This is a genomic window from Ruegeria sp. CL3 (assembly GCF_056536505.1).
The window spans coordinates 227,103-240,813 of the sequence record NZ_JBQFPT010000004.1; the positions used below are offsets into that span (position 1 = coordinate 227,103).

The following is a 13,711-nucleotide window of genomic DNA, read 5'->3' on the forward strand; positions in this document are numbered from 1 at the left end:
GTAAGAAACAAGCTAAGGACGCGGCTTCACGCGGGCATACAGCCTTGGAGGATGCCCGCCCTAACATTGGAGAATATATCATGGCTGGAGAGATTCCTGATCTCGTAGCTCTGGAACGGACGGGGACAGGCAAGGGCGCCGCTCGTCAGACCCGCCGCGAAGGCATGGTTCCGGGCGTTGTATTTGGTGGCGACAAAGATCCGCTGGCAATCAAGATCCCGTTCAACGAATTGTTCAAGCGCCTGAAAGCAGGCCGGTTCAAGTCGACCCTGTGGAACCTGAAGGTTGAAGGCCACGAAGACGTACGCGTCATCTGCCGTGACGTTCAGCGTGACGTCGTCAAAGACCTGCCGACCCACTTGGACCTGATGCGCCTGCGCCGGACCACCAAGATCGCGCTGTTCATCCCGGTTGAGTTCGTCAACGAAGAAGCGGCCCCCGGCATCAAGAAGGGCGGCGTTCTGACCGTTGTCCGTCCGGAAGTCGAACTGATGTGCACCGCTGGCGACATACCTGAGAAGATCACCGTTGATCTGACAGGCATGGAGATCAACGACGTTGTCACCATCTCGTCGGTTGACCTGCCCGCTGGTACCAAGCCGACCATCGACCGTGACTTTGTGATCGCCAACGTTTCGGCACCGACCGGTCTGTCGACCAGCGACGACGAAGAAGGCGAAGAAGTGGCCGCGGACGAAGTAGAAGTCGTCGGCCAGGAAGAAGCTGAAGAATAAATCCGAACTCGAATTGTCGGATTGTGAAACGGGGCCCAACATCGGGCCCCGTTTTCTTTTGCCATCGGGCTGGAAAACGGATGCCATTTCATGCCATCACCCCTCTGCGCTGAAGGCATGCGAAAGAGGATTGAGGCATGAAGCTATTTGTCGGATTGGGGAACCCGGGATCGAAATATGCCCGAAACCGCCACAATATCGGCTTCATGGCGCTGGACCGGATTGCCGATGATCACGGTTTTGGCCCTTGGAAATCCAAGTTTCAGGCCGAGATTGCCGAAGGGCGTCTTGGGCGCGAAAAGGTGATTCTGATCAAGCCGCAGACTTTCATGAATCGCTCGGGTCAATCCGTGGGCGAGGCGATGCGGTTCTACAAGCTCGACTCAACCGACGTGACCGTTTTTCATGACGAGCTGGACCTTGCGCCCGGCAAAGTACGGGTCAAGGCGGGCGGCGGTCATGCCGGGCACAATGGGCTGCGATCCATTCATGAGCATATCAGCCCGGCCTATGATCGGGTGCGATTGGGCATCGGGCATCCCGGACGGAAAGAGATGGTCTCGCCCTATGTTCTGGGTGACTTTGCCAAGGCCGATGGGGACTGGCTGGAAGACGTATTGCGCGGCGTTGCAGACGGCGCGGGTCATCTTGCGGATGGTGACGGGGGCAAGTTCATGAATGCCGTTGCTTTGCGTACTGCGCCGCCCCGCTCCTCCACCTCGCCAAAGCCCGAAAAATCGGCCCCAAAACCCGAGGCGAAGCCTGTGCCCGAAGACGATAACCGCTCGGCCATGCAAAAGCTGCTGGACAAGTTCAAATAGCCTGCGCCCTTGGTGCCGTAAGGTCTTGATTGCGGAATGCGGCGTCTCGCGCTCCTATATCAACCAAGAGGGAGGCATTTCATGAAAGCTCTGTTCAAATGGGTGTTGCGGATCACCTTGGCACTGGTCCTGGCCGCAGTGGTTGTCGGCGTTTGGAAACGCGAAGAAATTCAACGCCTCTTGGCCGTGAACTCTCTGTTTTCCGAAGAGAAGATCGTCCACAACTTCTCCCATATGGATGAGGCTTTCCTAACCGCCAATCTGCCCCGAGGCAACGGCCCAACGTGGGAGCTGCCCTACGGCCCCGGCTTTGACCTGCCCGAAGGGACCGATGACTGGATTGAGGATCGCGCGGTGACCTCGCTTCTGGTGATGCAGGACGGCCAGATCCGGTTCGAGGAATATTATCTGGGGACAGGTCCCGACGATCGTCGCATCTCCTGGTCGGTGGCCAAAAGCTATCTTTCGGCGCTTCTGGGGATTCTGCTGGACGAAGGCGCGATCACATCGCTTGATGATCCGGTGGTGAAATACGCGCCCAACCTGACCGGCAGCGCCTATGAGACCGCCTCCATCCGCAATGTGCTGAACATGGCCAGCGGGGTGGTCTTTGACGAGGACTATTTTGACCCGAACTCTGACATCAACCGAATGGGTCGCGTACTGGCCCTTGGCGGTGAGTTGGATGATTTCACCATCGCGCTACAGGACAGCTTCATCGAACCCGGAGAGAGCTGGCAGTATGTGTCGATCGACACCCATGTCATCGGCATGGTGATCCGGGGGGCCACCGGGCGCAGCGTCACGGAGCTGATGACCGAGAAAATCGTGCAGCCCCTGGGGCTGGAACGTGACGGCTACTATGTCGCCGACGGGGCTGGCGTGGCTTTTGTACTGGGTGGTCTGAATTTCACCACGCGCGATTTTGCGCGCTTCGGCCAGGTGATCCTACAGGGCGGAGAGCATGACGGCGAACAGCTGGTGCCCGCAGAGTGGATCAAGGAATCAACCTGGCCCAGCGCCCCGACCGAGCCGGGAAAAATCGGCTACGGCTATCAGTGGTGGATCCCCGTTGGCGCGCATGAAGGAGAATTTCTGGCCCGCGGGGTCTATGGGCAATATATGTATTTCGACCAGCCTCGTGGCGTTCTGATCATGACAACCGGTGCGGATCGCAAATTCCGTGATCCGGGCGTCAACGAACAGAATGTCGAAATGTTCCGCAGTATCGCGCAAAGCCTGTAGGGTGAGCCTCATGCAGAAAGAAGACAGCATCAATGTTCTCGGTGGCGTCTTGGCCGATTGCTCGAAAGACCCTGTGACCGGGTTCTTCCGGGATGGGGCCTGCAACACCTGCATTGAGGATCAGGGCAGCCACACTGTCTGCGCTGTCATGACGGCTGAGTTTCTGGCCTATTCGAAATACGTTGGCAACGACCTCAGCACCCCTCGGCCCGAGTTCAACTTTCCGGGCCTCAACCCCGGGGACAGCTGGTGTCTCTGTGCCGGTCGCTTCCTTCAGGCGCATGACGAAGGCTGTGCGCCCAAGGTCCATCTTGAGGCCACGCATCAGCGGGCGCTTGAGATCGTGCCGCTGGACATCCTGCGCCAACACGCAGCGCGCGCCAATTAAGGGCGGACGGGGACCACGAAGACATCATACGAGCGGAATGGCACCGCCGCAGGTCGAGCCGGTCTTCACGAAAGACAAAGAAAACCGGCCCCGCTCTTGAGGCCGGTTCTGTCTGTTCCGGTCTGTCCGAGCTCAATCCGCCGAGCGGCCCTCAGTATCCGACATATCGAAGTTTAGATATTTCGCCACGGTCTGCACGTCCTTGTCACCGCGTCCGCACATATTCATGCAGATCAGGTGATCTTTCGGCAGATCGGGTGCGATCTTCATTACATGGGCCAGCGCGTGGCTGGGCTCCAGCGCCGGGATAATGCCTTCGGTGGCACAGCAGAGCTGGAACGCCTCAAGCGCCTCTTTGTCGGTGATCGCGACATAGTTGGCGCGACCGATGTCGTTCAGCCAGGAATGTTCAGGTCCGATGCCCGGATAATCCAGACCGGCCGAGATTGAATAGCCTTCGAGGATCTGGCCATCATCATCCTGCAGCAGATAGGTGCGGTTGCCATGCAGCACGCCCGGACGACCACCGGTCAATGAAGCGCAATGCTCCATCTTCTCGTTCACGCCTTTGCCGCCCGCTTCGACGCCGATGATATTCACCTCTTTGTCGTCGAGGAACGGATAGAACAGGCCCATCGCGTTCGACCCACCCCCAATGGCGGCGATGATCGTGTCGGGCAGACGGCCCTCGGCCTTCATCATCTGCTCTTTGGCTTCTTTACCTATGATCGATTGGAAATCGCGAACCATAGCCGGGTACGGGTGCGGACCGGCCACGGTGCCGATGCAGTAGAACGTGTCGCGCACATTGGTCACCCAGTCGCGCAGTGCGTCGTTCATCGCATCCTTCAGCGTCCCACGGCCCGAGGTCACGGGAATCACCTCGGCCCCCAGCAGGCGCATGCGGAACACGTTCGGAGCCTGGCGCTGCACGTCATGGGCGCCCATGTAGACGATACACTTCAGGCCGAACTTGGCGCAGACAGTGGCAGTGGCCACGCCGTGCTGACCTGCCCCGGTTTCCGCGATGATCCGGGTCTTGCCCATGCGGCGCGCCAGAATGATCTGGCCCAACACGTTGTTGATCTTATGCGCGCCGGTGTGGTTCAGCTCATCTCGTTTGAGGTAAATCTTCGCCCCGCCCAGATGCTCGGTCAGGCGCTCGGCGTAGTACAGAGGCGACGGGCGGCCCACATAGTTCGCCCACAGATCATCCATCTCGGCCCAGAACGTCGGATCATCCTTGGCTTTGTTATATTCCTCTTCCAGCGACAGGATCAGCGGCATCAGCGTCTCGCTGACAAAACGCCCACCGAAAATGCCAAAACGCCCCTGTTCATCAGGGCCGGACATGAAGGAATTGAAAAGATCGTTGGCCATGGAAGTCTCCCGCGTCGTATCCCTTGTTCATAGGAGGTAGCGGCAGGTTTTGCCATGGGCAAAACGCCTCATTCGGCAGCCAGGGTATGATGCCGCCAAAGCTCAAGCGCTTGCTCAGTCGTTGGGACCCCTATGCAAGGGAAATGGTGGAACTGGTTCACATCTGCCAAACGGCTCGCCTCCTGCATCAGGCGACGGTGCGGGCCTGATTGGGCGAAGGTCAGCATCGCCTCGATATCGTGCCAGACGCTGAGCGAGAAATAGAGACCGTCTTGACGGAAAGTCGCCGCATGCAGGCATAGCGGATCGCCCCGCGCTTGCCGCAAGGCCTGCCCTGCTCGCCAGAAAAACTCTGGCGCGTTGTACCAGTGTTTCAGAGAAACGCCGCCTATTGCCGCCAGCATGTTTTGTACCCCTCCGTCGAGAGATACGGCGCGAATACGAGATCAGATCACTGCGTCGCGTCGATAAATGCCTTCATTAGGGCGGCATCTTTAACTCCCGGCGCGCTTTCGACGCCGGATGCGACATCAACCTGACGCGCGCCCGTCATACGGATCGCCTCGGCCACATTGTCAGGGGTCAGGCCACCGGCCAGCATCCACGGCTTGCGCCAGTATTTGCGCCCCGCCAGCAGACGCCAGTCAAAAGCCAAGCCGTTGCCTCCGGGCAGAACAGCATTCTTTGGCGGCTTGGCGTCAATCAGCAGCTGATCCGCCACCTCACTAAACGCATCAATGGTGGCAAGGTCAGCCTCATCGGCCACCCCGATCACCTTCATCACCGGCAAACCATACCGGTCCTTGATCTGCTGCACGCGTTCAATCGACTCGCCCCCGTGCAGTTGCAAGATATCGAACGGAGCGTTCTGCGTGATGTCGTCCAGCACCTCATCCGAGGCATTCACCACCAACGCCACCTTGGCCACGCCCGCCGGCACATGGGTCGCCAACTCGGCGGCCTGCTGGGGCGAGACATAGCGGGGGGATTTGGCGAAGAAGTTGAACCCCAGATACCGCGCGCCTGCATCAACAGCAGCGCGCACGTGATCAGGGGCGGTCAAACCGCAGATTTTGACAGACACATCAGGCATTGCTTTGGCTCAGCTTGCCTCATCCAGAATGGCGAGAACCTCGTCCTTGCCTTCATTCTGCTTCTTCTTGAGCTTCTTGACCTCGCGCTCAAGCTTGCGCACTTCGCCTTTTTTGACGGTCGCATCGCGACGATGCTTATGCTCGCGCATCCATTCCCACAGGAACCCGATGACCAGACCGGCCACAACGCCGCCCAGCACCACCAGAAACAGCGGTAGCGAGGTAGACAGGTTGAAACCCAGCAGCTCGGCCAGAGGGTCGGGCATCAGCTTGAGTTCAACGGATTCTACGTTGGCAAGGGAGACCGAGACCAAGATGATCCCCAGTGCCCCCAGAAAAGCATATCGAATGTAGCGCATCATAAGGTCAGGCTTTACCGTTCAATCGGTCCCTAAGCAACTTACCCGTCTTGAAAAACGGCACACATTTTTCTTCGACCTGCACAGTTTCGCCGGTGCGCGGATTGCGACCCACGCGGGCGTCGCGCTTTTTCACCGAGAACGCGCCAAACCCGCGCAGCTCGACGCGGTCACCGCGCGACATCGCGTCGGTGACTTCCTCGAAAACTGTATTCACAATCCGCTCGACATCGCGTTGATACAAATGCGGGTTTTCGTCAGCAATTTTTTGAATCAATTCAGAACGGATCATGCGCGCTACCCTCCCAGGCGACCGGTTTACCATCTCTAGTGTTCTGGACAGTATAGAAAAAAACCCGGTTCGGGGGAACGTAAACTCTGTGTGTTGTAGCTGCTATTTCGGGCAAACTCGCATGATTTTTGGCTTGAACACCCAAAATCTCGTTCATGCACATATTATGTACATTTTAGCGCCCAGTTTGGGAACTTGTTGATTCGCAACAAAAACGGCCCCGCACACATGTACGGGGCCGTTGATTTGTATCGGGTCAGAGACTGGGTTTAGTCGCCGGATTTCAGCGCTGCACCCAGGATATCGCCCAGCGACGCGCCCGAGTCAGAGGAACCGTACTGTTCCACGGCCTCTTTCTCTTCGGCGATCTCGCGTGCCTTGATCGACAGACCCAGACGGCGAGTCTTGCTGTCGACATTGGTGACGCGGACGTCGACCTTGTCGCCGGTGTTGAAGCGCTCAGGACGCTGTTCGGCGCGGTCACGGCTCAGGTCCGAACGACGGATGAACGATTTCATGCCTTCGTATTCGACCTCGATGCCGCCATCTTCGATCGCGGTGACTTCAACGGTGATGACCGAGCCACGCTTCACGCCGCCCACGGCTTCGGCGAACTTGTCACCGCCCAAGGCTTTGATCGACAGCGAGATACGCTCTTTCTCAACGTCAACTTCCGAGACAACGGCCGAAACCATATCGCCTTTGCGGTAGTTCTGGATCGCATCCTCGCCACGCTCGTCCCAGGACAGGTCGGACAGGTGAACCATGCCGTCGATGTCGCCTTCGAGGCCAATGAACAGACCGAATTCGGTGATGTTCTTGACTTCGCCTTCGACCTCGGTGCCTTCGGGGTGTGTTTCTGCAAACACTTCCCATGGGTTGCGCTGAGTCTGCTTCAGGCCCAGAGATACGCGACGCTTGGCGCCGTCGATTTCCAGAACCATGACGTCGACTTCCTGGCTGGTCGAAACGATCTTGCCGGGGTGGACGTTTTTCTTGGTCCAGGACATCTCGGACACGTGCACCAGACCTTCGACACCGGCTTCCAGCTCGACGAACGCGCCGTAGTCGGTGATGTTGGTAACGCGACCCTGATGGACCGAGCCCAGCGGGTATTTCGCAGCAACCAAATCCCACGGATCTTCCTGCAGCTGCTTCATGCCCAGGCTGATGCGATGGGTCTCTTTGTTGATCTTGATGACCTGAACCTTGATAGTTTCGCCGATCGTCAGGATCTCGGACGGGTGGTTTACACGGCGCCATGCCATGTCGGTGACGTGCAGCAGGCCGTCAACGCCGCCCAGGTCAACAAATGCACCGTATTCGGTGATGTTCTTAACAACACCCTCGACGGTCTGACCTTCGGACAGGTTGCCGATAACTTCGGCACGCTGTTCGGCACGCGATTCTTCCAGGATAGCGCGGCGCGACACAACGATGTTGCCACGGCGGCGGTCCATTTTCAGAATCTGGAACGGCTGCTTCAGACCCATCAGAGGGCCAGCGTCGCGCACGGGGCGAACGTCAACCTGCGAGCCGGGCAGGAACGCAACTGCGCCACCCAGATCGACGGTGAAGCCACCTTTGACGCGACCAAAGATTGCACCTTCGACGCGCTGGTCGTCGGCATATGCTTTTTCCAGACGGTCCCATGCCTCTTCACGGCGGGCCATCTCGCGCGAGATGACGGCTTCGCCACGGGCGTTTTCTGCGGCGCGCAGGTAAACTTCGACCTCGTCGCCTACAGCGATTTCAGGGGCTTCGCCGGGATTTGCGAATTCTTTCAGATCAACGCGGCCTTCCATTTTGTAGCCTACGTCGATGATGGCTTGGCCGGCTTCGATCGCCAAAACCTTACCTTTGACAACAGAACCCTCTTCGGGTGTGTCCATTTCGAAGCTTTCATTCAGGAGGGCTTCGAATTCCTCCATGGATGCGTTAGCCATGTGGCGTCATTTTCCTTTACATACGTTTTTGCTGGCCGAGCGGTTGTCTCCGCCGGTCTTGTTTCATGATGTCTTAGGGCGTGACCCGGTGCGCATCTGACTACACAAACACAAAGGGCCGAGGTAACCCGGCCCTGCTCAGATACGTCATCCGGACGTTAACCGCCCTTGTTCAGACAGCGCGCGTATAGGCTGTTTCAGCCAGATACGCAAGGGCAAAGCCTAAATCACGGCACCGCAACGGGTGTCGAAGATTGCTTTGCCCAATCCTAAGCGCCCTAGAACAATTGCAGGTCCTTCGCACCGCTTTGGATTTCGGCCAGGTTCGGCATGTTCTGAACCACAACCGGAGCTGGCTTTGCGCCCGGCATGGCCACAGTGGGCTTCACTGCAGCCGCCTTGCCAAAAGCTGGCTTCTTCAGCTCACCCCGAATATCGCGCAGAAGCGTTTTGTGATCCGGCATTGTTTGCAGAATCTCATTGAGGTGCATGCGCGCGCCCTTCCACCAATGGAACCAGATCGGTTTCTTCAATGGGCGCAGACGGTCGCGGATACCTTCGCCGTAGCCAGTATCATAGACCTGTTTGCCCAACAGAACCGTCTGATAGACGCGATGATCGAACAGTGAGACGAACTCGATATCATGCTCCATCGGCAAGCGATGCTGCCAGAGTTCAAGGTTCTCGGCCAACCTGTCAGGCAGTTTCATTTCGGTCCGTGCGTCGATCCAATACTGGTCATCGGTGCGGTTACCAAGGCGGTAGTGCAGACAGATGAACTCCAACACCTCGTTATAGAGCTTGTCCATCTGTCGGTTGTAGCGTGTCCGCAAGGCCGGTTCGATGTCCGGCGTCGGCAGATGCTCGGCAAACCAGCGCACGGCATGATCGATCATGTGGATCGCGGTGCTTTCCAACGGCTCGATGAACCCACCAGACAGGCCAATTGCCACGCAGTTCTTGACCCATGCGTTACGCACGCGCCCAACGCGCATAGGGATCACGCGCGGTGTCAGACCCTTGCCGCTGTCGCCCAGCCACTCAAGATATTCATCTGCCGCCTGATCATCCGTCCGGTGCGCGGATGAGAACACATAGCCCGTGCCCACGCGGTTGAAGAGAGGCACGCGCCACGTCCACCCTGCCCCAAGCGCGGTTGAGCGGGTCAGGCTTTCGATCTTTTCCGGATCCGGATGTTCGACCTGCAACGCCATGGCCCGGTCATTCGGCAGATAGTCCGAGTAATCCATGAATGGCTCACCCAAGGCCTGATTGATGATCAACCCACGGAACCCGGTGCAGTCAATGACCATTTCGATGTCATGACGACCTTTCCGCTCCAGCATCAGGTGGCTGACATTGCCTTGCTCATCCAGTTCGACCGATTGCACCTCATCCCGAATATGCTCAACACCGCGCTTGGTGCAGACCTTGGTCAGCATGCCCGCAAATTTTACAGCGTCCAGGTGATAGGCGTAACCAAATCGCTGCTCGAATTCCGGTGCCCCCAAGGGCCGTGCGCCTTTGCACAGCCGCCCTAGGTCATCATGCGGCGAGATGGACTGCGTGAAATCCCGATCCCCATTGCCAAAACGCAGGAAATACTCGGCCGTCTCCAGCCCCTCCAGCATCTGACCATGGGCAAACGGGTTCACATAGTCGATGCGATTGCCCTTGGCGTCCTTGTTCCAATTGCAGAACTTCACGCCCAGCTTGAATGAGGCATTGGTTTCGCGAAAAAAGTCCCGCTCGGAAATGCCCGCTTGCCTGAGTGTGACCGGCATTCTGGGAACCGTTGCCTCGCCCACACCGACGGTCGAGATATTAGGGCTTTCGATCAGGCAGATACGTGGGCGATCCTTGGGCGCTGAGGTGCGCGACAGCACCATCTCCAAAATCAACGCGGTCATCCAGCCCGCGGTCCCACCACCCACGATGGTGATTTTGCGCAAACGTTTGGTCATGTTCGTCTGTCCCTGTTGGCTTAGGGAATTTTGTGGCCACTTCCCCCTTTTTTGGAGGTTTCCGGCGGCCTTCCCTTTATTGCTTGTGAGGGGAGCATAACAGTTTTGTTACATCTGGCTAGGGTCCTGTCGAACCGCTATTTTTGTCATTCTACAACAGATATTTAATGGCTATCGGGTGGCATCTTCCGCACGAATTTACAGCCGATCACATTCTGGCTTCAGATCTCTTCGCCCTTTTTCAGAAGATCATCGATCAGCTCACGTTGCAGGTCACCACTGTCACCCCCGCCGAACTCAGCCGCTCCGCCCGAATACAGAGTGCCATAGGTGTTTGCGATGTTCACCGTCTGCGCCAGGCCCGAGATCAGCTGATCTTTTTTCAGCGGCGACAGAGGGTGGATGAACACGGCCCAAAGGGTTCCGTTGGCAATCGCGTAACGCGCGTCCAGCGTGCTGTCGAAATTGGCCTGCATCATCCGTTGGAGATCCTCCGCAGACAGATCTGCCGTGCTGCTGATGGGCACCATAGCGCGCATTCGATCGGCCACTACATCGGTGATCACTAGAACCGGCACATCCGCAATGGTGATCTGGAATCCTGGCCCGCTGGGCTGCGTCTCCGGATCAAGCGCAAAGAGGATCGTGCCCAACCGCTCATACGTCATCGGAGGTTCGCCCTCAGGCACGGGCGGTACGGCCTGTTGCGCGCTCACGCTGCCGGCGATGAGGAACAAAATCACAGCTAGTCGGATCATGCGGCCACTCCCATAGTTGCCCCTTTACCTTAGAAAGCAACCGGGTCACTGGCCAAACAAAGCTGTGTGAAGTGTTTTTGCGTGTGATCCGGATGTTTGAACGATCTGCACAGTTTCACGACCTATCTGCGATTACGCGTACAAAACTCCTGTCCTAACTATGTCACATCGGCGGAGGGATACCTCAGCCCGGATCTGAAAATGAAAGGATGACTCAAATGAAATCGCTCGTCTTCACTGCTTTTGTTGCTGCGCTTGCTCTGTCGGCCCCGGCCTTTGCTGCGGATGAAATCAATGTCTCCAAAGGCATCTCGGCGGCTGGTGCGCCGCTCGCCGCGCATGGGGTGGATCTGGTCGCGCTGGTCACCAGCGGCAACCCGATTGAGGGTTTTGCCACCCACTCTGCCACCTATGATGGCGCGTCCTACTACTTCACCACCGCCGAAAACCGCGAGGCGTTCGAGGCCAACCCGGCGGCCTACCTGCCCCAGCATGGCGGCTTCTGCTCGTTCGGTGTCTCGGTAGGCAAGAAGTTCGACGGGGACCCGGATCAATACCTGATCGCGGACGGCAAATTGTTCCTGTTCCTGAACGCAGAAACCCGCGCCGCCTTCCTGAAAGACGTGGTTGGCACTGCCAAAACCGCTGATGACCAGTGGGCAAACATCAAGAGCATCGCCGTCGGCGAACTCTGATCCGCTCAGACAACGGCCCGCAGTTACGTTGCGGGCCTTTTCTGTGTGATGATTTCGACGGCCTTTGTAAAAGCGTCGTCGATGCTCAGTTCGGACGTGTCCAGCAGAACAGCGTCTTCGGCGGGTTTCATAGGAGCGGTGCTACGCTCCGCATCCCGCGCGTCCCGTTCGCGCACATCGGCCAAGACCTGATCACGCGTTACATCTGATCCCTTGGCGCTGAGTTCCAAAAACCGGCGTTCGGCCCGAACCTCGGCGCTGGCGGTTACGAACAGCTTTACCTCGGCCTCAGGGCAAATCACCGTCCCGATATCCCGCCCATCCAATACTGCGCCGCCCGCACGTCGGGCAAAGGTACGCTGGAAATCAACCAGCGCGGCCCGTACCTCGGGGATGACAGCAACTTTCGAGGCCGCCTGCGCGATCTCAGCCGTGCGCAGATCGCCTTGCTCCAGTTCCTCTGCTGTCAGGGCTTGGGCCGCAGCGACGGGTTCGATCCCATCCAACACGCGCCGTCCCACCGCTCGATACAGCAGCCCCGTATCCAGATGCGCAAACCCGAAATGCGCCGCGACGCCTTTTGAGATCGTCCCCTTGCCCGCCGCCGCTGGGCCATCAATGGCGACGGTAAAGCTCATGTCCGTTCGACCTTGGCACCCAGCGAGGCCATCAGCGGCTCGAAGATCGGGAACGAGGTTGCAATCGGGCCGCCATCATCGACCGAGACGGGCTTTTTCGCACCCATGCCCATCACCATGAAGGACATCGCGATCCGGTGGTCCAGAAAGCTTTCGCAGGTGCCGCCGCCGGGGACGTTGCCGATGCCCAGCCCTTCGACCGACCACCAATCGTCGCCTTCATTCACGGTCACGCCGTTGGCCCGCAAGCCGCGCGCCATCGCGTCGATCCGGTCGCTTTCCTTGACGCGCAGCTCTTTCACACCGCCCATCATCGTAGTACCGGTCGCATTTGCCGCCACCACAGACAGAACCGGGTATTCGTCGATCATCGAGGCTGCTCGCTCGGCCGGGACCTCGATCCCCTTCATGTTGGGCGAGTATTTGGCACGCAGATCGGCAACGGGCTCACCGCCCTCTTCGCGTTCGTTTTCATAGGTCAGGTCCGCGCCCATCTCACGCAGAGTAGTGAAGAGGCCTGCGCGGGTCGGGTTCAGACCGATGCCCGGCACCAGCACGTCCGAACCGGGGGTGATCAGCGCCGCGCAAACCGGGAAAGCTGCGCTCGACGGGTCACGCGGCACGGCAATCACCTGAGGTTTCAGCTCGGGTCGACCGGTCAGCGTGATCACGCGGCCCTCATCCGTATCTTCAACCGTGATCTCGGCCCCGAAACCGGCCAGCATCCGTTCCGAGTGGTCACGGGTGGCTTCTTTCTCGACAACAATGGTCTTGCCGGGGGCGTTCAGCCCCGCCAGCAGAACGGCTGATTTCACCTGCGCCGAAGGAACCGGAACCTCGTAGCGGACCGGGGTCGGATCCGCCGCGCCCACGATGGTCATCGGCAGGCGCCCGCCCGAACGGCCAACCGACTGCGCGCCGAACAGTGCAAGCGGATCGGTAACCCGCGCCATCGGGCGCTTGTTCAGACTGGCATCACCCGTAAAGGTCGCCGTAATCGGAGAGGTTGCCATCGCGCCCATGATCAACCGCACGCCAGTGCCCGAGTTGCCGCAGTCGATCACCTGATCGGGTTCGGCAAAGCCGCCTACACCCACGCCATGCACTGTCCATTCACCGCCGCCATGGTCCGTCACCTCGGCCCCAAATGCGCGCATGGCCTTGGCCGTGTCCAGAACATCCTCGCCCTCAAGCAGGCCCGAGATTTTGGTTTCCCCAACCGCCATCGCGCCAAGGATCAGCGACCGATGCGAGATCGACTTGTCGCCGGGCACCTCAGCCGTTCCGTTCAACGGGCCGCAGGGATGCGAGGTCATCGGGATGGGCGTGCCGTGTTCGGACATGGGGGCTCCTGTTTTCGCTATCAGTCCATGCCGATTAGCGAATTGGGACCAGTT

Annotated in this window: 15 protein-coding genes; 5 read left to right on the plus strand and 10 right to left on the minus strand. The window is 58.7% G+C overall.

Annotated features, from left to right (window positions below):
• The first annotated feature begins 80 nt into the window (after positions 1–80).
• The 4 genes from ACR0NO_RS07560 (at position 81) to ACR0NO_RS07575 (ending at position 3,188) form a co-directional block, all read left to right on the plus strand.
• Positions 81–734: a 50S ribosomal protein L25/general stress protein Ctc gene (locus tag ACR0NO_RS07560; protein WP_170472082.1), complete on the plus strand. Its 654-nt coding sequence runs from the start codon at positions 81–83 to the stop codon at positions 732–734.
• A 137-nt stretch (positions 735–871) separates the two neighbouring features.
• Complete coding sequence (gene pth, locus ACR0NO_RS07565) at positions 872–1,555, plus strand: aminoacyl-tRNA hydrolase (RefSeq protein ID WP_480723510.1); 684 nt, start codon at positions 872–874, stop codon at positions 1,553–1,555.
• An 81-nt stretch (positions 1,556–1,636) separates the two neighbouring features.
• Positions 1,637–2,800 carry a serine hydrolase domain-containing protein gene (locus tag ACR0NO_RS07570; protein WP_480723511.1) on the plus strand — a complete coding sequence of 388 codons (1,164 nt, stop codon included), beginning with the start codon at positions 1,637–1,639 and terminating at the stop codon, positions 2,798–2,800.
• Positions 2,801–2,810: 10 nt separating this feature from the next.
• Positions 2,811–3,188 carry a DUF2237 domain-containing protein gene (locus tag ACR0NO_RS07575; protein ID WP_170555609.1) on the plus strand — a complete coding sequence of 126 codons (378 nt, stop codon included), beginning with the start codon at positions 2,811–2,813 and terminating at the stop codon, positions 3,186–3,188.
• 132 nt (positions 3,189–3,320) lie between these two features.
• Here the strand turns inward: ACR0NO_RS07575 and trpB are convergent, their stop codons facing one another.
• The 8 genes from trpB to ACR0NO_RS07615 form a co-directional block, all read right to left on the minus strand.
• Complete coding sequence (trpB, locus tag ACR0NO_RS07580) at positions 3,321–4,568, minus strand: tryptophan synthase subunit beta (protein WP_170520461.1); 1,248 nt, start codon at positions 4,566–4,568, stop codon at positions 3,321–3,323.
• A gap of 68 nt (positions 4,569–4,636) precedes the next feature.
• Entirely contained in the window at positions 4,637–4,972 is a 336-nt protein-coding gene (locus tag ACR0NO_RS07585) for a DUF3291 domain-containing protein (RefSeq protein ID WP_170640475.1), read from the minus strand.
• A 47-nt stretch (positions 4,973–5,019) separates the two neighbouring features.
• Entirely contained in the window at positions 5,020–5,661 is a 642-nt protein-coding gene (locus ACR0NO_RS07590) for a phosphoribosylanthranilate isomerase (protein WP_480723512.1), read from the minus strand.
• A gap of 9 nt (positions 5,662–5,670) precedes the next feature.
• Complete coding sequence (locus ACR0NO_RS07595) at positions 5,671–6,021, minus strand: lipopolysaccharide assembly protein LapA domain-containing protein (protein ID WP_170378121.1); 351 nt, start codon at positions 6,019–6,021, stop codon at positions 5,671–5,673.
• Positions 6,022–6,028: 7 nt separating this feature from the next.
• On the minus strand, positions 6,029–6,313 hold the full coding sequence (ihfB, locus tag ACR0NO_RS07600; protein WP_008758048.1) for an integration host factor subunit beta: 285 nt from the start codon (positions 6,311–6,313) through the stop codon (positions 6,029–6,031).
• Positions 6,314–6,582: 269 nt separating this feature from the next.
• A complete protein-coding gene (gene rpsA / locus ACR0NO_RS07605; protein ID WP_170377709.1) occupies positions 6,583–8,259 on the minus strand; it encodes a 30S ribosomal protein S1 in 1,677 nt (558 codons plus the stop codon).
• A gap of 278 nt (positions 8,260–8,537) precedes the next feature.
• Entirely contained in the window at positions 8,538–10,223 is a 1,686-nt protein-coding gene (locus ACR0NO_RS07610; RefSeq protein ID WP_480723513.1) for a tryptophan halogenase family protein, read from the minus strand.
• 221 nt (positions 10,224–10,444) lie between these two features.
• Positions 10,445–10,981 (minus strand): hypothetical protein, encoded by a 537-nt coding sequence (locus ACR0NO_RS07615; RefSeq protein ID WP_480723514.1) that lies wholly within the window; start codon positions 10,979–10,981, stop codon positions 10,445–10,447.
• 218 nt (positions 10,982–11,199) lie between these two features.
• Between ACR0NO_RS07615 and ACR0NO_RS07620 the strand changes: the two genes are divergently transcribed.
• Positions 11,200–11,676, plus strand: coding sequence for a YHS domain-containing (seleno)protein (locus tag ACR0NO_RS07620; RefSeq protein ID WP_480723515.1), 477 nt, complete (start codon positions 11,200–11,202; stop codon positions 11,674–11,676).
• A 23-nt stretch (positions 11,677–11,699) separates the two neighbouring features.
• Here the strand turns inward: ACR0NO_RS07620 and cmk are convergent, their stop codons facing one another.
• Positions 11,700–12,314 carry a (d)CMP kinase gene (gene cmk / locus ACR0NO_RS07625; RefSeq protein ID WP_480723516.1) on the minus strand — a complete coding sequence of 205 codons (615 nt, stop codon included), beginning with the start codon at positions 12,312–12,314 and terminating at the stop codon, positions 11,700–11,702.
• Positions 12,311–13,657 (minus strand): 3-phosphoshikimate 1-carboxyvinyltransferase, encoded by a 1,347-nt coding sequence (gene aroA, locus ACR0NO_RS07630; RefSeq protein WP_480723517.1) that lies wholly within the window; start codon positions 13,655–13,657, stop codon positions 12,311–12,313. The genes cmk and aroA overlap by 4 nt, the downstream gene beginning before the upstream one ends.
• Positions 13,658–13,711 lie beyond the last annotated feature (54 nt).